Origin of the sequence: Aequorivita flava, from assembly GCF_038742595.1 — a bacterium.
Lineage (GTDB): Bacteria > Bacteroidota > Bacteroidia > Flavobacteriales > Flavobacteriaceae > Aequorivita > Aequorivita marisscotiae.
In genome coordinates this window covers 25,121-47,895 of the sequence record NZ_JBANCF010000004.1, presented here as the reverse complement: position 1 = coordinate 47,895, position 22,775 = coordinate 25,121, and the positions used below count along the sequence as shown (strand labels likewise).

Here is a 22,775-nt window from a genome sequence, read left to right as displayed (position 1 = left end):
GTTGGCGGTATATCAATTTTACGATAATAATGTTTTATTAATCTTTGTTAAGAAATACTAAGGTTTGGTGTTACTCTTTAAGATTTCGGCTTTTTTTTTATCTTCTTCTACCTTCCTTTTATACGCGCGCAGCTCCTCCATTTCGCGTTCATATGAAAGTGTAGCATTACTGGAAGGTTCTATTTTAATATTTCTAAAAAGGGCCCAATTAACCGTAAGTTCAGCTCCAAAAAACAGAATAAGACAGGTGTAATAAACCCAAAGAAGGATAAGCACCAAACTACCCGCTGCACCATAGACCGAAGCCGGATCTGATGCCGAAAAATAAAAACCAATTAAATATTTACCCACCAAAAATAGAAGTGCTGTAATGGAAGCCCCAATAAGGTTAGTTTTCCATTTTATTTTTACATCGGGGAGCAAAGTGAAAATTGTGGCAAATAAGGCGGTTATTATTATTTGCGAAAAAACAAAATTTAAAATCTGGACTACTTGCGACGAAAGATCGGTATAGTAATTTCCAATTAAGTCGCTTAAAGCATTTATTGCACTGGTAATAACCAATGAAATTAACAACAATAACCCAATTGCCAGTACCATGCCAAAAGAGATTGCTCTACGCTTAAGCGTATCTATAAACGTGTTTTTTTTGGCACGGACGCTCCAAATATCATTAAGCGCCTTTTGCAACTGAAAAAACACTCCCGTAGCTCCAAATATTAGTACACCAATCCCAAAAATTATAAATAACAGCGAGCTTTCTGACAAAGTAGAATTAATTATCATGGTCTGTACCAGCTCTGCGCTTCCCTTACCTATAAGCCCACTAATTTCACCGGTAATTCTTCCTTCAACTGCTTCCCTACCAAAAAATACTCCTGCAAAATGTACTGATATTATTAATAATGAAGGCAATGAAAATAGAGCATAATAGGCAATAACCGCACTTTTGGCCCACGGATCATTTTTGTCCCAACTTAAGTAAGTGTTTTTTAAAAGTTTTAAAAATTTCATTTATAAATAGCGTTCATTAATAATATTTCTATGATGAATTTCATGACCGCAGATTATAAATCCGGCAGCAGCCACAGATAATACGCTGTTATTGGCTTTACCGCAACGCCTTAGTTGCATCGTGCTAAAACCGCTATATAAACTAATTGTAGCGTTACGAACAGCGCTATACTCCTTTAGGAGAGCATCGGCAGTTTTAAGATTTGCCAAAGCATTTTCAGCAAAAAGATTTTCATCAAAACCATCTAAATTTGCTTCATCCACGCGTGAAAAGTATAAAGCTCTATATACAAATACACGTTCTGTATCTATTATGTGCTGTAAGATATCTTTTGGTGTCCATTTATTTTCTTTGTATCGATACTCCCATAAGGAAGTTTCTAGATTTTCAAAATAGTTTTCCGTTTCTACCTGTCCCCTTTGCAGAGCTTCGAGTAGCGGTTTATCACCAACTAAGTTTAAGTATTTTTGATAATATGAATTATAAGTTGATTTATCAAGATCCGTTAGGGTCATAGTTTTATTTTAAAGATAAAAAAAACCTTTGCTGTTTGGCAAAGGTTTAATGAATATTAATTTTTGAAAAAAATTATATTTCTTTAAAAATTGAATGCAACAAACGTTTTTTGTCGTTTATACTTTCTTCCATAGAAATCATAGTTTCAGTACGGCTAACGCCTTCAATATCGTCAATTTGGTAAATCACATCTTTGGCGTGCGCTGTATCGCGTGCTCTAATCTTACAGAAAATATTAAATTTTCCAGTAGTTACGTGAGCTACGGTTACAAACGGAATTTCACTAATGCGTTCCAGAACAAATTGGGTTTGCGAAGTTTTAAAAATAAATACACCTACATATGCTATAAAGGCATATCCAAGTTTTTTATAATCAACTTGAAGTGAGGATCCGGTGATAATACCCGCCTCTTCCATTTTTTTTACTCTAACGTGAATTGTTCCTGCGGAAATCTCTAATTTTTTAGCAATATCGGTAAAGGGGATTCGCGTATTGTCAATTAATAGATCTAGAATTTTGTGGTCTGTTTCGTCTAATTTAAATTTTGGCATGTTTTCTAAATTTTTTTGCAAAACTATGAAGTTTTACTCTAAAATAGAATTGTTTTTATGAAAAAATGTTACCGATTTATTCGATTTATCAATAATTTTTGAAATATTCGTTCCAACTGTTAAATTTTCTTGCGAATCTGTTAAAATTTCCGCGCCGTTTGCATTTTTTTCAATATATCCGAAACATTTTTTTAGACTTCCTATCTCGTCAATAAAAGGTTCAAAGTTTACGATACCGTTCTGCAATATTTCTCGATATTGAATGGCAACGGATACCGTTTTGGAGTCGCCCTCCAATTTCACATTTCTCAAAATAAAATCTTTATGGTTTTTTAGATTTTCGGGAATATCAAAATATTCTTTATAATCTACCTTCTCTCCACTTTTACCAATTATCCCAAAAACCGTTAAAAGCGAATAAAATATATACTCTCTCGTTTTTTCCCTGGAGTAATCCTGTGCAATGTGGCCTGCTTCAAAGAGCAGTGTTGGCACGCCGTTTTTTTGAAAAGTATCGCCCACGCAAGCCTCGTTAAAACTATCATCATACCTGCCAACTTGCCCGGGAATATGGGCCATAAGCGTTTTATTTATTCTAACAATATGTTCCATAGCAACTATTCTGGCTTGGGTAATAGTTCTTTTTTTATCGGCTGCCGGCGACAGAAAAGAAACAACGGCAGGATTTCCATTCTTAAAACCATAAATTGAACGCTGGTCGTGCAGATTTAAGCACAGATTTGGCTTAATTGTATCAAAAATACCGCGTAGTACTTGACTCTCCCTTTGCGACAACGCTTGGGCATCGCGATTTAAATCAATACCATTTGCATTTTCGCGGGTGTAATTGCAAGCCCCGTCTGGATTGAGCATTGGGAAAACATAAAAGGTAAAATGCTCCAAAAATGTTTTAATCTCAGTCTGAAAATATTGTTTCTGATTTATAAATTTTAAAAAGTCGAAAATTGCCTTCGTGGTCGTAGATTCGTTACCGTGCATTTGAGACCATCCCAATACAATGTTTCTGCCATGACCAATTTTTATCAAAGGAATATCTTGGCCCATTTCTGATTTGCCTGGGACCGTAATTTCAAAATTCTTTTTATAGCTGTTTACAATTGGGTACACAGTGGTTAAACTAATGTACCTTCCTTGTAACGACGATTCAAAATGATCCTTATACCATTGCTCTATTTTCATACGTAAAATTATAGTTTACAAAGTTAAACAATGGCTTGTTTACAATTGTAACACTAAAAAACATTGGTTTTAGATTACATCAGTAAACAAAATTAACTTGATTTTACTATTGAATTGGATAAATATAATTACTTCCATAAAAATAGGGTTGAATAAACTTAATATCAATTAGTTAAACTATATTAAATAAAGTGTATATTTAACAATATCAAGTTCAAATAATAAATATTTTTGTAGTTGATTAAATATAATTTACATTTGTAACCGCTTAATCTCCGAAAAATATGTTACAATGGTAAACGGTTCTGATTTTACAAAACGACTTGAAAAAATACTGGAATATTACAGTTTAACGGCTGCAGCATTTGCGGAAGAAATAGATTTTAACCGCTCTACTATTTCACATTTATTGTCGGGAAGAAATAAACCAAGTTTGGAATTTGTAATGAAACTTTATAAAAAATTTCCAGAGGTTGATATGGATTGGTTACTTTTTGGGAAAGGCACTTTTCCCACTTCCGTACAAAAAGAACTGAAGGAAAAAATAGAAACCCAAACTCCTACTTCAGATAAAAAGGTAATGGATCTTTTTTCAGATGAAAATAGTATGAAGCAAACATTGAGAAGACCAACAACAAATTCTGAAAAACAGATTGAAAAAATAGTGATCTTTTATTCTGACGGAACTTTTAATCTCTATGAAAATTGAGCCTTTTACAGTTATTTTTCGGAAATTCGCATAAAAATTAAATATGCGTTTTCTTTTAGTTTTATTGGGTAGTTTTCTTTTCACGGGCTGTTACGAGGCAGAGCGAAATTGTGCCAATTTCAGAACAGGCACTTTCGAATTTGAAGCATTATCAGGCACCGAAGTATTTAAAACCACCATTACACGCAACGATTCTATCGAAGTAGATTACTATCAGGGTAAAACTGACTCATCCTCTATTAGATGGATCAATGATTGCGAATATGTGCTTAAAAAAATAAACCCTAAAAATCAGGCCGAAAAAAAAGCCATTCTTATAAAAATACTAACTACCAATAAAGACGAGTACACCTTTGAATTTAGTGAAGTGGGTAAAACAAAGAAAAGTAAAGCTACCGCAAAGAAGGTTAAGTAATACTGTGCGCTTATAAATCTTCGCAATTTACAAGACGCCGATTATAAGAAATATCTACCCAAAATTGTAAATAGCGTTTCCTGCTCAATAGGTTTGGTAAGGTAATCGTTCATACCCGATTTAATGCCGCGTTCTACCGCCTCTCTGGTGGCATCTGCAGAAAATCCTAAAATAATAGCCTTATTACCTATTTTTCTTAAGTACTGAACAATTTCAAAGCCATCGCGCCCCGGCATATGAACATCCATAAAGATAAGATCGTATTGCCGTGAAAGACATTCAAGCAATGCTGCGTCGCCATCCTTTGCAATATCTGGCTTTATATTCTTTTTAGATAGAATTTTTTCTAAAATCCTACAATTCAACATATTGTCATCTACGATTAAAACGTTTAAGTGACTCAGACTTCGATATTTTCTGTTATTTTCAATTCTATCTTCTTTCGCAACTATGGGAAATTGCAGAGAAACCTTAAAGGTTGTTCCTTTACCCAATTTACTTTCTACCTTAATATTCCCCTGCATAAAATCTATGAGCATTTTGGTTATTGCAAGCCCTAAACCACTTCCTTGGTGTTTTTTAGTGATTCCAAAATCTAACTGTTTGAATCTTTCAAAAATGGCTTCTTTTTGTGAAGGATCAATTCCGATGCCCGTATCGGTCACGTCAAAATTAATATATAGTTGGCCAGCTACTTCTTTTTCTTCATAAAAAACTTTAATAAACCCTGCGTTTGTAAATTTCACGGCATTGCTTATAAGGTTTGTAAAAATTTGCTCCGTTCGCGAAACATCGCCAGTAACCACTTTTGATTTTTTGATTTCATTAAAATTTGAATGCACTTCGAGCCCCTTCATTTTAGCAGCTTGAGAGTATATTTCTAAAATTTGCTTTAGGGTAATAAACGGGTTAAAAACTTCTTCGGAAAGTTCCATTTTTCCCGATTCAATTTTATCTATATGAAGAATATTATTTACCAAGTTTAACAAGGTTCGAGAGGAATTTTGCATTAATTTTAAAAATTCCTTTTCGCTCGCCAACAGCTTTTTGCCTTCTAAAATTTCTGAAATACTTAAAATAGCACTTAACGGAGTTCTAATTTCATGGCTCATATGCGAAAGAAACTGTGTTTTGGCCATGGATGCATCTTCTGCTCGCTGTCTTTCTAATTTGAGCTCCTCGTTGAGTGCATTAAGTTTATGGTTTATGAGTTTATCCTTTTTAATCTGACTTTTGCCCAATAAAAAGAAATACCCCAACAACCCTATTAATAAAGAGCCAAAAATACTCAGTGCAAGAATAATATTTTGTAGCGGTGTAGCATATAATTCACTTTTAGAATTATACATAAATTCAAACTTCCAGGCGCCATTCACTCTGTCTGCAAAGGGCTTTAATTTTCTTTCGAATATCTGTTTTTCGTTAAAGTCCGCTCTATTAGGTGTATTATAACTATAAAATGTCTTGCCTGTTTCGTCTTTAATCAAAACACTAAAAATGTTTTGTTTGGAGCTGATATTGTCAAATTGACTTTTAAAATCCATTCCTGCTGAAACAGTTCCCTGAAAAGTATTGTTGTAATACACAGGAACATCAACCAAAAAAGCTTTTCCGCTTTGGGTAAGATCTAGCCACGGTGTTATATTTGTTAAAGTATCTTTAGAATTTGCCAACCATCCCGGGTAGCGATAAATTAACTTAGAGATATCTAGATTGAGTGCTTTTCTGTTAGCCTCAAGAGGGGTTACAAAATTTATTATACCCGTACTATCAACGAAAAATACAAATTTAATAGACTGATTTTGTTTAATAATACGTTCCGAATCAGATTTAATATAATCTTGAAACCTGCCATCACTCTCCACGATCCGGTCTCTTAAACCTTCCAAAGAGTGAATATTGTGATAAATTATTTTTCGAAAATCTTGATAAGTTAAACTACCTACAATGTCTAATTGTTTCAGTTTGAAGTCTCTCTGTTCATTAATTATCGTATAATAACCAATTAAACTTATAGTGGTAAAAAATAAAAAGATGAGCAGTGAATATGTGACAATTTTGTAATTCCGAATGAATGAAAAAGGTTTGGTTGTCAGCATTTTTAAAGTTACTAAAAAAATATTTTTATATAATAACTTTCTGAGTTCTATTTTTTAGCTGGACTTTTATCTTTTAGCAACGTATTTTGCTCTTCCATAAGTTTTTCAATATTGGCTAAAAGCTGAATATTCTTAGGCGTTTCGACGGTTTTATTATGAGGATCTTCAGATTTTTTCTTGAAACGGTTAATGAATTTTATAACCATAAAAATGGTAAATGCTATAATAAAAAAGTCGATTAATACTTCCAGCAATTCGCCATATCCCACCGCCACCTCCTCGGCGGTGTCTGTTGCTTTGCGAAGTATATACTTTTTATTGGAAAGATTTACTCCATCTGTAAGCATAGAAAGCGGAGGCATGACCACCTTTTTTACAATAGTGCTAATAACATTATTGAAGGCCGTACCGATTACGATACCCACCGCCATATCTATCATATTGCCTTTAATGGCAAAGTTTTTAAATTCTTGAAAAAAAGTAGCCATCGTATTAATTCGGGTTTTTATGAATATACAAGTTTAGCAAACATTATATAATTAGAAAAGTAAAAATAATATGCAGTAGCTTAGATACGGCCTGCAATACGATCTTTCGCCAATTGAAGAACCGTATGAAATTGATCTTTTAGATTCATTTCAGAATTATCAATTTCTATGGCGTCTGCGGCTTTTCGAAGGGGGGAATCGGTACGGGTAGTATCTATATGGTCGCGTTCCTGAATATTGCTTAAAACCGCCTGAAAGTCAATATTATCACCACGAGCCACAAGTTCCTTATACCTGCGTTGTGCACGTTCATTGGCCGAGGCATTCATAAATATTTTAAGTTCAGCTTTTGGAAAAACAACTGTACCAATATCTCGTCCGTCCATTACTACACCTTTATCCAAGCCCATTTTTTGTTGCTGAGCAACTAATTTAGCCCGTACTTCGTGTACTGTTGCAATTGGACTTACGAACGCCGAAACTTCCAAATTACGGATTAGTTCTTCAACATCCTTTCCATTTAAAAAAATATGAGCTTTGGCCCAACTTGCGTCTTTTTCAAATTTTAAGTCGATTGAATTGAGGGATTCTTTAAGTTTTTCAACATTAAAATTATCTTTTGAAATTATACCTTCTTGCATGGCATACAACGTTACCGCACGGTACATGGCTCCGCTATCTACATATACATATCCCAAATAATCGGCCAGTTGTTTAGCCACCGTACTTTTTCCTGTGGAAGAATAACCGTCAATTGCAATGGTAATTTTTTTCATTATTGAAAATCGATATTTAATCCAAAAAAACTGGAGGTTGCCGCCGTGCTATATTTTGAATAGGAATAGCTCAATCTCATTTTATTGAGCTTAATGGCAAAACCGGCACTAAGACCGGCAAATGCACGTTTTTCTGCAATACGGAGTTCTTCTCCCCTTCTAAAATTATAACCTAACCTTATATTAAACCCGCTTTCGGGAAAAAGTTCAATGCCCACAATGGCGTGCCTAAAGGTATTGTCTATAAAATTAATATTTTCCTTTTTTACGTTGCCCTCCAAATCGGTTTCTTCTCTTGAGGGATTGGAAAAAGCAACATTCCAAATTTGCATATTTTCCATTGTAAAATGCCACCGAATTGGAACGTTTTGCAACGTCTGCGAAATTCCGAAAATAAGTTCAAACGGCAAGGGTTCATATGTTTCGTGATACGGAGTAAACTGGGTTCCCAAATTTCTTGCAACCCCTGTTATGTGTAAATCCCAATCTTCATAAACGTACATAATCCCTATATCTAAGGCGCCTCCAAGGGAAGAGTAATTTTCTAAAGTTGAAGAAATAAGTTTTAGGTTTACCCCGATGTGAAAGTTGGTAAACGCAATATTTCTGGCGTGCCCCATGGAAAGTGCTACTTCACCTCCACTAAAGCTGCTCGTGGGGTTTCCTGTTTCGTCATAACCATCAAATTTACCATAATTAACATACGTTACTCCAGCGTGTAAAACCTGGGTTCTTCTGTCCCACAAATAGGCATAGGCCGCGGTGCCGTAGTTTACGTCGCCTATATAATTTGTGTAGTTTAATGATAGTTGATTATCCATCGCCCAATTAATACTAGCCGGATTAAACAAGGCTTGAGTGGGGTCATAATCGTAGTTTGTTACCACTTTTCCTCCCAAGGCGGCCATTCGAGGGCTATTAACCAAGTTTAAAAATTGGTACGTTGCCCTGCCTCCTACCTGTGCCATTAATAGCTGAGAGGTAATGAGCGAAAAAATTAAGAAAATCCTTTGGGACATAAACGCGTGTTGACGTAACTAAAAGCTAAACGAATGTAAGTATAATTTATTTTCACAAAGGAAAGAAACATCCGTGAATAATCTTTAAAATTAAAAGGAAATCACAACGATTTTTAATATGAAAACTAAAGAAACAGCCTATATTCTACTAAAATGATTAAGGGCCGTGGCGTAGTTGCAGCGCAACTATACCTCAACCCTTAATTTTATATAATATATCTAAAGTTCTTTCGCGTCTTTAACCTTTTCTTTTGTGAGCGCTAAATTAATTACATCGCTCATCTCCTTAACATAATGGAAGGTTAAACCTTTTAAATACTCTGGTTTTATTTCGTCAATATCTCTTTTATTGTCTTCACAAAGTAAGATTTCTTTGATACGGGCGCGTTTAGCTGCTAGAATTTTTTCTTTTATTCCACCCACGGGCAGCACCTTTCCACGAAGTGTTATTTCACCTGTCATTGCGATAGATTTTTTTACTTTCCTTTGAGTGAAAAGCGACACTAGCGAAGTTAGCATAGTAATCCCTGCACTCGGACCATCTTTTGGGGTTGCTCCTTCCGGCACGTGAATATGTACATTGTATTTATCGAAAATATCGGGATTAATCCCAAGTTTTTCAGCATTAGATTTAATATATTCTAAAGCAATGGTGGCAGATTCCTTCATTACCTTACCAAGATTACCCGTCATATTTAAGGTGCCTTTTCCCTTAGATAATGTAGATTCTATAAAGAGTATATCGCCACCCACTTTTGTCCAGGCCAAACCGGTAACCACACCGGCAACATCGTTGTTTTCGTATTTATCGCGCTCCATTTTTGGCGCTCCAAGAACTTCGACAATTACATCGTTGGATATTTTTACCTCGTACTCCTCCTCCATCGCAATTTTCATTGCGGCGTAGCGAACCATTTTTGCAATTTGTTTTTCCAAACCACGTACACCACTTTCGCGGGTATAACCTTCCACGATTTTTTCGAGTTGTGGTTTGGCTATCTTTAACGAGTCGCTATTTAATCCGTGTTCTTTTAATTGTTTAGGGAGCAAATGGCGTTTTGCTATTTCTACCTTTTCTTCAATTGTATAACCGGTAACGTTTATAATTTCCATTCTATCGCGCAAAGCGGGTTGAATGGTACTTAAACTGTTTGAAGTAGCAATAAACATAACTTTAGAAAGATCGTAACCCAATTCTAAAAAGTTATCGTAAAAAGCGTGATTTTGCTCCGGATCCAACACCTCTAGCATAGCCGAGGAAGGATCGCCCTGATTGCTCACCGAAATTTTATCTATTTCGTCTAAAACAAAAACCGGATTACTGGTTTCAGCTTTTTTAATACTTTGTACAATACGTCCGGGCATTGCGCCAATGTAAGTTTTTCTGTGCCCGCGAATTTCCGCCTCGTCACGTAATCCACCCAAACTCATTCTAACGTATTTTCTACCTAAGGCCTCTGCAATAGATTTTCCCAAAGAGGTTTTCCCTACTCCTGGAGGTCCGTAAAGACAGAGAATTGGCGATTTCATATCGTTCCGAAGTTTTAAAACAGCCAAGTATTCAATAATTCGCTGCTTAACATCGTCTAGCCCATAATGGTCGCGGTCTAAAATTTTTCGTGCGCGTTTTAAATCAAATTTATCCTTACTGTATTTGTTCCACGGAAGATCTAAAAGAAGATCTAAATAGTTCCGTTGAATACTAAATTCGGCAACCTGCGGATTCATGCGTTGCATTTTTGCCAATTCTTTCTGGAAATGCTTTTCAACTTCCTTGCTCCACTTTTTAGTTTTGGAACGTTCGCGCATTTCTTCTATTTCTTCTTCCATAGACGAACCTCCCAATTCTTGTTGGATGGTTTTCATTTGCTGTTGAAGAAAATACTCACGTTGTTGCTGGTTAATGTCGCTTTGTACCTTAGATTGAATGTCATTGCGAAGCGATAATTTCTGAATTTCCATATTCATATACCGAAGCGTTTCCAGCGCGCGATCTTTCAGGTTGTTTATTTCTAAAAGAGCCTGTTTTTGTTCTACTTCAATATTTAAATTTGAAGAAACAAAATTTATCAGAAAACTAGAGCTTTCAATATTTTTAATAGCAAAAGCAGCTTCCGAAGGAATATTCGGGCTCTCTTTTATAATTTTAAGCGCCATTTCCTTAATAGATTCAATAATGGCTAAAAACTCTTCGCTCTCCTTTTCCGGACGTGCCTCTGCAACTTCTTTAATGGTTGCGGTCATGTACGGTTCGGTAGTAATTACCTCCGAAACCTCAAAACGTTTTTTACCTTGAATAATTACGGTTGTATTGCCGTCAGGCATTTTTAGTACACGAAGAATTTGTGCCACCGTGCCAACGGTATTAATATCGCCAATACCCGGTTCTTCCTCATCTTCGTCTTTTTGCGAAACAACACCAATAACTTTATTTCCTTTATTGGTTTCATTAATTAACTTAATAGATTTGTCGCGCCCAGCGGTAATAGGAATAACCACTCCCGGAAACAATACAGTGTTCCGTAAGGGTAAAATTGGTAGAATTTCGGGAAGATCTTCTTTGCTCATCGCGTCCTCATCCTCTGCGGACATAAGCGGAATAAATTCAGCATCTTCTTTTAAATCTTGAAATGACAACTTGTCTAATGTTGTAAGTTTTGAATTGCCCATAAATATGATTAAGACATTGTGTCACAAATGTAGTATTCACAATGTACTGATTTTTAAATTTTAAGTTTTTATTAATAAAAAAACACTGGCTTTCAAGTGGTTTCTAGTGTCTTCTCTAATATAATTCAAGAGTTATGCCAGTTATACCTAACAATGCAACAAGTAGCGATTAACGGATAAATTGGGGTAAGAAAACAATATTAAACCGAAGCTAAATTTTGAATATTTGTAAGATTTAATTTGAAGTATAAAAAATAAAAAGCCATTTCTAGATTTTCTAAAAATGGCTTTTAAAATAATTAAGTTTCTGGTTATGGTAACACAGCTAAAAATTCACCAGCTGTAATTTGATATACCGTTGGGTCTTGACCCGTAGCATCTACAGCACTAAAGTTAAAGGTTCCTTCAATTATACCATTGTCTATATCGTAATTGGTAATATTAATAGTTCCAGGATTTGAAACATATGTAATTGATGTACCAACTATTGGTGTGTAATATCCAACAATTTCATCGCCTTCAATTACTTCGGTACTCATTTCAAAACTGCCTTCGGTAATAGTGGCTGGAAATGTAAGTTTCATACTTTGCCCATCTACAGTTGCCGTTAAGGTAATTGTAGGATATTGGTTGAAAACATCGGTAGTAATAGTAAATTCATCTGGATTAAATGCCGTGCCATCTACATTGGCTTTAAAGATATTATTGGCACCTGGAACACCTTCAAAAAACACTGTAAAATTACCTTCGGTCACTTCAACTACTTCTGGATCTTGGTTTAAGGGATCTGTGCCGGTAAAGGCAAAAGTTGCTTTTAAAACTCCAGCTTCTAGATCAAATTCTGAAATAGTAATTGTTCCAGGATTCGAAGTTAAATTTTCACCCCCAATTCCATCGTTATAAAGCGCAATTAGGTCTGTACCGTCTGATATACTTACCATATTAAAAGTACCCACTCCTAAGGAGCGTGGAATGTCTAATCGCAATAATTCACCCGTAGCGCTTTGCGCTTCGATTTTAATCATATGAACATCGCCAATAACTGGCTCAGAAACGGTGAGCGTTTCCGCTTCAAAATCTATATCGTTTACCTTGGCAAAAAATTCGTTATCTGGATCACCGCCACCTGTGCCCCCGCCTCCAGTGTCGTCTAACAGGTAAGGTATTTCGTTAAATGCACCTTCAGTGATTGATATCTGTTCCAAAACGGGTTCACCATTGCCATCGAGAATCGGGTTTCCGTCCCCATCTACTTTTGCACGCGTTCCCACGAAGCTAAAAGTTCCGGTAACCGTTTGCGCGGTAACATCTAGCGCCGTAATATTCATTAGACCATAGCCTCCAAGAGCTTCTGCCGAAATATACGGAAGAAGGTTTATAGAGCCATCAAAATACGATCCTGAATTTTGATTGGCGCCGCCATACGTTAAATTAAACGAACCCACGGCAGCATCTACAATGGCTAGGGTAATATTTTCTCCCCCTGTTTTAGAACCTGTAATAACTAGTTGGTTTTCTGTATTCAGCGTTGCAGTAACCGAGCTCGCAATATATTCTTCACCTTCAATTTTGGCAATAAATTGTCCTTCTTCAGCTTCGTTTTGTTCTTCTTGAACAAATTCACCAGTGAGGGGCTCGTTTTCACAGGAATAAAATTGAAAGGCCAGAAATGCCAGAAGCATTCCCTTTAAAAAATACATTTTTTTCATCTGTATAAAATATTTGATAAAGTGGAAGATGGAACGCCCAAAGTATTCATCTTCGCTTGGTTGTTAATTAGTAAAGGGCATTTCATATATAAGTAAGTTGGGTAGGTAATAAACGCAAACTTAAATAAAAATTGTTTAATGCTTTCTATTTCTTGGCACTCTTAGCAATAAAAATACACCAGTTATAAAAAAGATTACTAGAAACAATATTGAATTGCGCATACTTCCTGTTATTTGGTCAATAAATCCGTAAATAAGCATTCCGATAACAATGCCTATTTTTTCGGCCACATCATAAAAGCTGAAATATGAAGTAGTATCTTTAGTATCGGGTAAAAATTTTGAATACGTAGAACGCGAAAGCGATTGAATTCCGCCCATAACCAATCCAACTACTCCGGCAGTTAAATAAAACTGAATGGGTGCTTCAATAAAAAATGCAACAATACATATACCCACCCAAACAATATTTATTACTATAAGTACGGGAATATTGCCGAATTTCTCCGAAGAACGCGATGTAATGATAGCTCCTGCCACAGCTACCAATTGTATTATAAGTATGCTAACAATTAACCCGATTAATTTAGCGTCATCGCTTCCCCATCCAATTTCCTGCTCACCAAAATAAGTAGCTACGAGCATAACTGTTTGTACCGCCATACTATAAACAAAAAACGCAGCCAAGTATCGTTTTAATTGTATATTTTCTGAAAGTGAATTATAAACACCTTTTAATTCCCTAAAACCGTTTAACAATATTTTTGTACTAACTTTTTTTCCACTTTTGTTTCCTTTCGGAAGAAAATAGAATGAATATTGGCTAAAAACAATCCACCAAATTCCGACGGTCACAAAAGACCAGCGCATTGCCTTTACGCCCGCTTCTCCTCCTTGACCAAACCCAAAAGATTCTGGAAACATTACCATTGCCAAATTAAAAAGCAACAATACAACACTACCTATATATCCTAATGAATATCCCCGCGCACTAACTCTATCTTGCTGTTCGGGAAAAGCCACATCGGGCAAATACGAATTGTAAAAAACAAGACTTCCCCAAAATCCTATTAAACCGAAGAAATAAAAGAGAAGGCTACTATGAATATTTTCAATGCTGAAAAAATAAAGACCCATACACGAAATGGCCCCCAAGTAGCAGAAAAATTTCATGAAATATTTTTTATTCCCAACGTAATCTGCAATACCTGAAAGTAATGGCGAAATAAATGCAACAAGCAAGAATGCTGCTGCCGTAGTGTAACTTATAAGTGGAGTACTTCTAATTGTACCGCCAAATACCACGACGGTAGTAACACCAGCCGATTTAAATAGTGCTTGATAAAAAATAGGAAATATTGCCGAAGCAATTACAAGGCTGTAAACTGAATTTGCCCAATCATAAAAAGCCCAAGCATTTAGCAATTTTTTACTTCCTTTGGCAAGATTGGGCATGGTGCGTTTTGTATTTTTCGGATACTAAACTAATAAAAAATCCTGCATAAAGCAGGATTTTAAAAATTTTCATTTCGAAAAAATTGTAAGCTATTTTATCGTCTAAAATTGGTTACTCCAAATTTTCTAGCTTCCGCCTTTGCTTCGGTTACCCAAGACTGAATATTCTGGATTCTTGTGCTGCTCGCTGGGTGAGTACTTAAAAATTCTGGTGGTGCTCCACTTTCTTGAGCTTGCATACGTTGCCAAAGTTCTGCAGCTACAGCTGGTTCATAGCCTGCAATGGCCATTAGTGTTAACCCTATACGGTCTGCTTCCGTTTCGTGGCTTCTGCTAAATGGTAGCATTACTCCCAAATTTGAGCCCAAACCGTAAGCTGTATTAAAAATTTGCTGATTTTCCGCATCTCCCGCTAGAGCAATATTTCCAGCAACTGCTCCCAATTGTTGTAATTGTGCGGCGCTCATACGTTGTTGTCCGTGATTGGCCAATGCGTGGGCTACCTCGTGCCCCATAACTGCCGCCAAACCTGCTTCATTTTTTGTAATTGGCAAAATACCTGTATATACCACTATTTTTCCTCCAGGCATACACCAAGCATTTATATCAGGACTTTGTACCAAATTGTATTCCCATCGATAATCTTTAAGATATCCTGCATATCCGTTAGCATTTAAATAGCGTTCTGCCGCCGTGGCTATTCTTTGGCCAACACTTTTTACCATTTTGGCATCAGAGGTATTATTAACAACCTTGTGCTCAGATAAAAATTCATTGTATTGTTGAAAAGCCATAGGAAGAATTTGCGAATTTGGCACCAAAGCCAAAGTCTGTTTTCCCGTAAATGGATTGGTGCTACACGCAACCACAACCATTCCTATAATTAATATTGCAATAGATTTTTTAAATTTCATAATGATGGTTTCGTTTGAAAGTTAAAATTAGAGATATAAAAATTGTATTCTCCCAAAATTATTCTAAAATTTATTTTTCAATTATTATACCAGAGATACTAAATTTAATGTTTCTTTAATACTGAAATGCAAACCCACCCTTTAAATTTACATGTATTTAAAAGTTGGAACGACTTTTGAATTAATTAAACCGTAATCTTAAAAATACCTATATATATGAAAAATATACTCCTTTTTTTAGCCCTTGCATCAACCGTAATATTTACTTCTTGTGAAGGCGACCCAGGGCCTCCCGGACAAGATGGCGGTTTGGTTTATGCCCAAGTTTTTGAAGTTAATGTAAATAGCTATCAGTACGATGCAGCCAACAACACTTTATTTTCTTCATTTTACGGTTATCCATTTACCGTTTATGAAAGCGATGTAGTTTTGGCTTACCGTTATGAAGGTCAAGACGATATTGGCAACGGCGAAACGGCAGATATCTGGACGCAATTGCCGCAAAATATTTTTTACAATGACGGTACTGGCGATTTTTTTCAATACAATTTCAATAACACTTTCGTAGATGTTCAATTTACCATTGAAGGAAATTTCGATTTAACAAATATAGATCCCATTCACGATACAAATCAAATATTCAGAATCGCAGTAGTTCCTGCTGAATTTGCCAAGACCAACCCTTCTATGGAAGACGTTTTGGAGGTAATGCGAACAAATGATAATCTAATTGAAAAGATAGAAAAATAATATGAAGATATTTAGCGCATTAATTATAGTAAGTGCATTGTTTTTTAGCTGTAATTCACCTGCACAAAAAGGTATTAAAGCTGTACAACAACAATATCCAGTTCTTAAAACCGATGCCGAATGGAAAGCTCAACTTTCGTCAGAAGCCTATCAGGTATTGCGGCACGAAGGTACGGAACCTGCATTTTCTAGTCCTTTAAACAACAATCACAAAGAAGGAACCTACGTATGTGCAGGTTGTGGAAACCCAGTTTTTAAAAGTGAACACAAGTTTGATAGTGGCACCGGATGGCCTAGCTTTGATAGAGAAATTGACGGCAATGTAGCGTTTTCAACAGACAATAAACTTGGTTATACGCGCACAGAAGAACATTGCGCCAAATGTGGCGGACACTTAGGCCATGTTTTTAACGACGGTCCTAAAGAAACTACAGGAAAGCGTCATTGTGTAAACGGTGTTGCACTTAAATTTATTCCCGACAATGGAAAAACCAAATAAATATCCCATTACAAAATCTGAAGCCGAATGGCGCGAAGAATTGGGCGAAAAACGCTATCATATTTTGCGTGAAAAAGGAACTGAGTTCCCCAGAACCGGCGAATACAATCTTACCTTCGAGAAAGGTACATACGTTTGCGGGGCTTGCCACACACCTTTGTTTGAAAGCAACAATAAGTTTGAAAGCAATTGCGGCTGGCCCTCGTTTGACGATTCTATTGAAGGCGCCGTAGAATACGTGAAAGATACTACCCACGGCATGATTCGTACAGAAATACTTTGCTCCAATTGCGGTAGTCATTTGGGTCATATTTTTAATGACGGCCCTACTACAACTGGCCAGCGATATTGCGTAAATTCACTTTCATTAAATTTTCAAAAACAATAAAGCGCAGCCTTAAAATAAATTAATGATAAAGATCAAATTTTGAAGGACTACTTCTTCGAAATTTGGTCTTTTCATTTTTAAAAAATCTATTTTTTGGGGTTTATTTGTTATTTGGGATTTGTTATTTGAGTTTTTTCCTTTAGTATTCGTAAATTCGTGGCTTCAAAAGATATATACATAAAATTAAGAAATGAGCAAATACGACGTAATAGTTTTAGGAAGTGGTCCGGGCGGATATGTTGCTGCCATAAGGGCTTCACAATTAGGATTAAAGACTGCAATTATTGAAAAAGAAAGCCTCGGTGGGGTGTGTTTAAATTGGGGATGTATCCCAACAAAAGCTCTTTTAAAGAGCGCACAGGTGTTTGATTATCTTAAACACGCAGACAGTTATGGCCTTACTGTAAAGGAATTTGATAAAGACTTCGGAAAAGTTGTGGACAGAAGTCGCAATGTTGCCGAAGGCATGAGCAAAGGCGTTCAGTTTTTAATGAAAAAGAATAAAATTGAAGTGATAAACGGCTTCGGAAAACTAAAAGCTGGAAAAAAAGTAGATGTTGACGGGAAAGAATATACTGCAGATCATATAATTATTGCTACTGGCGCCCGTTCTCGCGAATTGCCAAACCTAAAACAGGACGGTAAAAAAGTAATTGGCTACCGCGAAGCAATGTCACTTAAAAAACAGCCGAAAAGTATGATTGTGGTTGGTAGTGGTGCTATAGGTGTTGAGTTTGCACATTTCTACAATTCTATGGGAACGGATGTAACAATTGTTGAATTTTTACCAAATCTTGTTCCTCTGGAAGACGAAGATGTTTCAAAACAATTTGAGCGTTCTTTCAAAAAAGCAGGGATTAAAGTAATGACTAATTCTTCAGTTGAAAAATTAGATACTTCCGGAAAACTGGTTAAAGCTACGGTAAAGACTAAAAAAGGCGAAGAAACACTCGAAGCCGAGGTTGTGCTTTCTGCCGTTGGAATTGCTTCAAATTTAGAAGGAATTGGTCTTGAAGATGTTGGCATTGTTACCGATAAAGGTAAAATTATGGTAAACGATTTTTACCAAACCAACATTCCTGGTTACTACGCCATTGGCGATGTTGTTCCTGGCCCTGCCCTAGCGCACGTTGCTTCTGCCGAAGGAATAACTTGTGTTGAAAAAATTGCTGGTATGAATGTGGAACCTATAGACTACGGGAACATTCCGGGTTGTACGTACGCTTCACCAGAAATTGCAAGTGTTGGAATGACGGAAAAACAAGCCAAGGAAGCCGGATATGAATTAAAAGTTGGAAAATTCCCTTTCTCAGCAAGTGGAAAGGCAAGTGCCTCCGGCGAAAAGGATGGTTTTGTAAAAGTAATTTTTGATGCTAAATACGGCGAATGGTTAGGTTGCCATATGATTGGCGCTGGGGTGACCGATATGATAGCTGAAGCTGTTTTAGGAAGAAAACTGGAAACCACCGGCCACGAAGTATTAAAAGCGATCCATCCGCATCCAACAATGAGCGAAGCCGTTATGGAAGCCGTTGCCGATGCATACGGAGAAGTGATTCACTTATAGATGTTAGATATTCGAAACTAAAAAAACCGCACATATGTTGCGGTTTTTTAGTTTTATTTAATCACGGGTTTTTCCTTCAAACTTATTTCACTTAGTCTAGTTTCTTTTTAATCGTGGATCGGGGTTCATTTTAAAAAACTCTGTAGCGCCAATTCGTAACTTTGCAGCCCAAATCCTACAATAACTCCCTTTGCGTTGGGCGCAATGTAGCTTTTATGCCTAAAGTCTTCCCTCGAAAATGTATTGGAAATATGTACCTCTACCACAGGAGCAGGGATAGCTTTTGCAGCATCTGCAATGCCAACGGAAGTATGTGTATATGCAGCAGCATTCAAAATAATTCCGTCGTAACTATAACCGATTTCCTGAATTTTATCTATTAATTCACCTTCAATATTAGATTGAAACTGTGATAATTTCACGTTGGGAAACTTCAGTTGTAATTTTTCAAAAAAATCGTTAAACGTTTCATCGCCATAAATATCGTTTTCACGCTTACCGAGAAGGTTTAGGTTTGGCCCATTTATGATAATTATTTTCATAGCGTAAATATATAAAATTAAAAAAGCAGGAACATCGTCCCTGCTTTTATAAATTCTATTTTTAAAATTATTAGAGTCCAAATTCAACGCCCACATTCACAGAGCTAAATGTTCCGCCATCTACGGAAACTCCGGAATATGAAAGAATAGCCGCTACCGTTCCAAAACTGTAGCCCACTTTTGGTCTATAGAAGAAGCCACCGTCATTGCCGTCTGGGCTAATGCCAATGCCGTATCCTAAATCTGCTCCAAAAAAGAATTCTTCAAGCATAAATCTTGCGGAACCTCCAATTGGCAGAAACACTGCAGAGTCAACTTCAAAAGTACCTATTGGTGTATCTATTTCGTCACCGTTGTAATAGAACAAACTGGCCATGGGACCCACGTAAAATGAATCGTTAATGTCAAATAGATACGAAAAATCTAATTGGGCACCAAATGTGTATCCATCAGCACTGTCCCCAACGGGCAATGATCCGCTTACGCCAATATTAAAATTTTGTGATTGTGCGGTTGTAAACGATAAAACAACTAGCGCGGTTAATAATAATAGTTTTTTCATAATTAAAAGGTTTTAAGATTAGTGCATTAAAAATAGGCAAAAGTTTTAAATAGAGCAAATTAGTCTTAAATAGAAAATGCTTAAAAAAGAAACTTGTTAATATCTTATTCTTTTACCTACTGTTATAAACAATTACGGAATTAAAATAAGGAAGCTTTATTTCTTAAAACCCAGTCTTTAATTGAAAATGGTTCTTTATAGGAAGGAGTATCCCAAAGCCACAGAAAATACGTTATTCTTGTTTTTTCCATCTAAATCTTTTGACACGTCCGATAGCCCAAAATTATAGCGTGCATCTACGCGTATGCCAAAGGGAAAGTCATATCCGGCACCAACAATTCCAGAAACGTCTGATTTTTCTGCATCGTATATATTTCCCAAAACATCCTTAATCTGGTCGTCAACAATAAATCCGAATTGTGGCCCAGCCTGAATATTCAAGCCTTTTACCAGATAATATTTTAAAACAACGGGTACGTTTACATAGGTTAAATCGAATTCTCCAGCATCAAACTCAGCTCCTTGCTGAGAATATAGCAAGTCTGCCTGAATTCCTACGTTTTCAGTAAATTTTATTCCTGCAAAAATACCGGCCTGAAAACCCGTTTTATTGGAAAGCGAGGAAGCGTCCGAAATATTAGCAAAGTTAGCACCTGCCTTTATACCGAGATCAAGTTCTTGCGAAAATGCTGTTGTGCCTATAAAAAGCGTCAATGCTACTACAATTAATTTTTTCATAATGATGTTTTTTTTAAGTTTCAAAATTAAAACGCAAATATATCCCTAATCTTATGCCTTAAAATACATTTAGTTTTTTGTTAACTATTGTTTTTAGTGGTAATATAGCAGTATGAAGTGGCATCAAGGATTAAAAGATTACCAAAATTATTTACGATTGGAGCGCGGACTTTCTCATAATTCCATCGTTAATTATTCATTAGATATAAAAAAGTTGATGCGATGGCTGGAAACCAATAAAATAGAGGCCTCTCCTATTTCAATTTCTGAAGAAACGCTGCAACAATTTATATACGAAGTGGCAAAAAAGATAAATCCACGTACCCAGAACCGCTTAATTTCTGGATTAAAAGGTTTTTTTAATTATTTAATATTTGAAGATTACAGGCAGACCAATCCGTTAGAATTAATTGAAGCTCCCAAACTTGGAAGAAAACTTCCCGATACGCTCGCCATTGAAGAAATTGACGCACTTATAAGCGCTATTGATTTAAGTAAAAAACAAGGCGAACGCAACCGTGCTATACTTGAAACTCTTTACGGTTGCGGTCTTCGGGTTTCTGAACTTACCAACTTAAAAATTTCAGATTTATATTTTGAAGAAGGATTTATTAAAGTAACCGGAAAAGGCGATAAGCAGCGCTTGGTACCAATTAGTCCTATTGCCGAAAAATACATCACCATTTACAGAAAGGAAATTCGGGTACATAAAAAAATTGATCCAAGCGCCAAGGACACGCTTTTTTTAAACCAACACGGACGTCAATTAACGCGAGCTATGATTTTTACGATTGTAAAACAACTTGCCGAAAAAGCCGGAATTCGCAAAACCATAAGTCCGCATACATTTCGCCATTCATTCGCCACCCATCTTTTGGAAAATGGCGCCGATCTACGAGCCATTCAGCAAATGCTCGGACACGAAAGCATTACCACCACCGAAATCTACACCCATATTGATCGCAAGCACTTAACTGAGGTGATCAATCAATTTCACCCAAGAAAGTGAGAAAACTTTCTTTAGTTGCAAAAGCATAAAAGGTTTTTAATTCCTGAAAATTTTATCTGTTTAATTTAAGTTTCATAGCTACTATTCGGTTAAAAAAAACCCAAACTTCCCTAAATTCTTGAGTCTGGCCGTACAGTTTTGTATTTTCAGAATCAGAATAAATTTTAAAATTGAAAATTAAAACTCGAAATAATGAAAACACTTAAATTTCAAAATGGCGATACGATGCACGCCATTGGATTAGGAACGTGGAAAGCATCAGGAAACGAATTAAAAAAGGCGATTAAGGATGCAGTTTATGCCGGTTATAGGCATATTGATACCGCAAAAAATTATGATAATGAAGAAATTATAGGCGAGGCTTTAGCCGAAATATTTGCAGAAGGAGAAATTTTTCGTGAAGATTTATTTATCACCTCAAAACTTTGGAACGACTCGCATGCCAAAGGCCAAGTAATACCAGCGTTACAGCGATCATTAAAAAAATTAAAGCTCAATTACCTCGACTTATATTTAATTCATTGGCCTGTTGCATTTAGACACGGAATTGATTTTCCCAAAAAACCAGAAGATTATCTAACTCCAACGGAAGCACCCATTATTGATACTTGGATACAGATGGAAAAAGCAAAAAATGACGGTTTGGCCAAACACATTGGCGTATCAAATTTTAGTGAAAAAAAGCTAAAAGATTTAATTTCAAAGGCATCAATAAAACCTGAAATGAATCAAGTAGAGCTACACCCATTGTTACAGCAAAACGATTTGATTGCATATTGCAAAAGCGAGGATATTTTAATTACCGCTTATTCGCCTTTAGGCTCCGGAGATCGGAATAAAGCAATGAAGGCGAGCGATGAACCCAATATGATGGATATTGATATATTAAAGGAAATAGCCAGAGACCGCAGTGCTACGGTGGCACAAGTATTAATTGCGTGGCACAATCATCGCGACTGCGCGGCAATACCGAAATCTACAACCAAAGAACATATAATTTCTAATTTTAAAGCAGCTGATGTTCCCCTAACCGATGCCGATATGAAAAAAATTGCAGCGTTAGACCGCCATTACAGATATATAAATGGTAAATTTTTTGAAGAGCCATCAAAAGGGTACAACAATCTTTATGACGAAGACCGCTAGCCGCAGATGTTAGCATACAGCCATTATTCCCAAAAAA

At 36.2% G+C, this 22,775-nt stretch carries 23 protein-coding genes; 8 read left to right on the top strand and 15 right to left on the bottom strand.

Features of this window, described 5'->3' with window-relative positions; genetic code table 11:
• Positions 1-57 precede the first annotated feature (57 nt).
• The 4 genes from VZD24_RS07135 to VZD24_RS07120 form a co-directional block, all read right to left on the bottom strand.
• On the bottom strand, positions 58-1,014 hold the full coding sequence (locus VZD24_RS07135; RefSeq protein ID WP_279448035.1) for a YihY/virulence factor BrkB family protein: 957 nt from the start codon (positions 1,012-1,014) through the stop codon (positions 58-60).
• The gene (locus VZD24_RS07130; protein WP_279448036.1) at positions 1,015-1,530 is read right to left on the bottom strand and encodes a DinB family protein; all 516 of its coding nucleotides are present in this window, start codon (positions 1,528-1,530) and stop codon (positions 1,015-1,017) included.
• Between the two features lie 73 nt (positions 1,531-1,603).
• The gene (locus VZD24_RS07125) at positions 1,604-2,083 is read right to left on the bottom strand and encodes an Lrp/AsnC family transcriptional regulator (RefSeq protein WP_279448037.1); all 480 of its coding nucleotides are present in this window, start codon (positions 2,081-2,083) and stop codon (positions 1,604-1,606) included.
• 33 nt (positions 2,084-2,116) lie between these two features.
• A complete protein-coding gene (locus tag VZD24_RS07120) occupies positions 2,117-3,283 on the bottom strand; it encodes a M14 family zinc carboxypeptidase (protein ID WP_342686352.1) in 1,167 nt (388 codons plus the stop codon).
• A gap of 292 nt (positions 3,284-3,575) precedes the next feature.
• Here VZD24_RS07120 and VZD24_RS07115 point away from each other — a divergent pair, with 292 nt between their 5' ends.
• A complete protein-coding gene (locus tag VZD24_RS07115) occupies positions 3,576-3,992 on the top strand; it encodes a helix-turn-helix transcriptional regulator (RefSeq protein ID WP_342686351.1) in 417 nt (138 codons plus the stop codon).
• A 43-nt stretch (positions 3,993-4,035) separates the two neighbouring features.
• Positions 4,036-4,407 (top strand): PH domain-containing protein, encoded by a 372-nt coding sequence (locus VZD24_RS07110; protein ID WP_279448040.1) that lies wholly within the window; start codon positions 4,036-4,038, stop codon positions 4,405-4,407.
• 41 nt (positions 4,408-4,448) lie between these two features.
• Here the strand turns inward: VZD24_RS07110 and VZD24_RS07105 are convergent, their stop codons facing one another.
• The 8 genes from VZD24_RS07105 to VZD24_RS07070 all read right to left on the bottom strand — a co-directional run bounded on the left by VZD24_RS07105 (position 4,449) and on the right by VZD24_RS07070 (position 15,537).
• Positions 4,449-6,506, bottom strand: a complete 2,058-nt coding sequence (locus tag VZD24_RS07105) for a response regulator (protein WP_342686350.1) — start codon at positions 6,504-6,506, stop codon at positions 4,449-4,451.
• A 47-nt stretch (positions 6,507-6,553) separates the two neighbouring features.
• On the bottom strand, positions 6,554-6,994 hold the full coding sequence (gene mscL / locus VZD24_RS07100) for a large-conductance mechanosensitive channel protein MscL (RefSeq protein WP_279448042.1): 441 nt from the start codon (positions 6,992-6,994) through the stop codon (positions 6,554-6,556).
• A gap of 80 nt (positions 6,995-7,074) precedes the next feature.
• Positions 7,075-7,770: a (d)CMP kinase gene (gene cmk, locus VZD24_RS07095; protein ID WP_342686349.1), complete on the bottom strand. Its 696-nt coding sequence runs from the start codon at positions 7,768-7,770 to the stop codon at positions 7,075-7,077.
• Positions 7,770-8,789: a type IX secretion system protein PorQ gene (gene porQ, locus VZD24_RS07090; protein ID WP_279448044.1), complete on the bottom strand. Its 1,020-nt coding sequence runs from the start codon at positions 8,787-8,789 to the stop codon at positions 7,770-7,772. Before porQ ends, cmk begins: the two co-directional genes overlap by 1 nt.
• 219 nt (positions 8,790-9,008) lie before the next feature.
• Positions 9,009-11,459, bottom strand: coding sequence for an endopeptidase La (gene lon / locus VZD24_RS07085; protein WP_342686348.1), 2,451 nt, complete (start codon positions 11,457-11,459; stop codon positions 9,009-9,011).
• A gap of 311 nt (positions 11,460-11,770) precedes the next feature.
• Positions 11,771-13,168 (bottom strand): DUF6252 domain-containing protein, encoded by a 1,398-nt coding sequence (locus VZD24_RS07080; RefSeq protein WP_342686347.1) that lies wholly within the window; start codon positions 13,166-13,168, stop codon positions 11,771-11,773.
• 135 nt (positions 13,169-13,303) lie between these two features.
• A complete protein-coding gene (locus VZD24_RS07075; RefSeq protein WP_342686346.1) occupies positions 13,304-14,623 on the bottom strand; it encodes an MFS transporter in 1,320 nt (439 codons plus the stop codon).
• Positions 14,624-14,718: 95 nt separating this feature from the next.
• A complete protein-coding gene (locus VZD24_RS07070) occupies positions 14,719-15,537 on the bottom strand; it encodes a M48 family metallopeptidase (protein WP_279448048.1) in 819 nt (272 codons plus the stop codon).
• A 216-nt stretch (positions 15,538-15,753) separates the two neighbouring features.
• On the opposite strand from VZD24_RS07070, the gene VZD24_RS07065 reads away from it, so the two are divergent.
• The 4 genes from VZD24_RS07065 (at position 15,754) to lpdA (ending at position 18,741) form a co-directional block, all read left to right on the top strand.
• On the top strand, positions 15,754-16,287 hold the full coding sequence (locus tag VZD24_RS07065) for a collagen-like protein (protein WP_342686345.1): 534 nt from the start codon (positions 15,754-15,756) through the stop codon (positions 16,285-16,287).
• 1 nt (position 16,288) lies between these two features.
• The gene (gene msrB, locus VZD24_RS07060) at positions 16,289-16,786 is read left to right on the top strand and encodes a peptide-methionine (R)-S-oxide reductase MsrB (protein ID WP_279448050.1); all 498 of its coding nucleotides are present in this window, start codon (positions 16,289-16,291) and stop codon (positions 16,784-16,786) included.
• Positions 16,770-17,174, top strand: a complete 405-nt coding sequence (gene msrB, locus VZD24_RS07055; protein ID WP_342686344.1) for a peptide-methionine (R)-S-oxide reductase MsrB — start codon at positions 16,770-16,772, stop codon at positions 17,172-17,174. Before msrB (VZD24_RS07060) ends, msrB (VZD24_RS07055) begins: the two co-directional genes overlap by 17 nt.
• A 190-nt stretch (positions 17,175-17,364) precedes the next feature.
• On the top strand, positions 17,365-18,741 hold the full coding sequence (gene lpdA / locus VZD24_RS07050; RefSeq protein ID WP_342686343.1) for a dihydrolipoyl dehydrogenase: 1,377 nt from the start codon (positions 17,365-17,367) through the stop codon (positions 18,739-18,741).
• 125 nt (positions 18,742-18,866) lie between these two features.
• On the opposite strand, the gene aroQ is transcribed toward lpdA, so the two are convergent.
• The 3 genes from aroQ to VZD24_RS07035 all read right to left on the bottom strand — a co-directional run bounded on the left by aroQ (position 18,867) and on the right by VZD24_RS07035 (position 20,583).
• On the bottom strand, positions 18,867-19,283 hold the full coding sequence (aroQ, locus tag VZD24_RS07045) for a type II 3-dehydroquinate dehydratase (RefSeq protein WP_342686342.1): 417 nt from the start codon (positions 19,281-19,283) through the stop codon (positions 18,867-18,869).
• Between the two features lie 70 nt (positions 19,284-19,353).
• Complete coding sequence (locus VZD24_RS07040; protein ID WP_342686341.1) at positions 19,354-19,845, bottom strand: hypothetical protein; 492 nt, start codon at positions 19,843-19,845, stop codon at positions 19,354-19,356.
• A 195-nt stretch (positions 19,846-20,040) separates the two neighbouring features.
• Positions 20,041-20,583, bottom strand: a complete 543-nt coding sequence (locus VZD24_RS07035) for a porin family protein (protein ID WP_342686340.1) — start codon at positions 20,581-20,583, stop codon at positions 20,041-20,043.
• 112 nt (positions 20,584-20,695) lie between these two features.
• Between VZD24_RS07035 and xerD the strand changes: the two genes are divergently transcribed.
• Positions 20,696-21,592 (top strand): site-specific tyrosine recombinase XerD, encoded by an 897-nt coding sequence (gene xerD, locus VZD24_RS07030; RefSeq protein ID WP_342686339.1) that lies wholly within the window; start codon positions 20,696-20,698, stop codon positions 21,590-21,592.
• Between the two features lie 192 nt (positions 21,593-21,784).
• Positions 21,785-22,738, top strand: a complete 954-nt coding sequence (locus VZD24_RS07025; protein ID WP_342686338.1) for an aldo/keto reductase — start codon at positions 21,785-21,787, stop codon at positions 22,736-22,738.
• Positions 22,739-22,775: the final 37 nt, after the last annotated feature.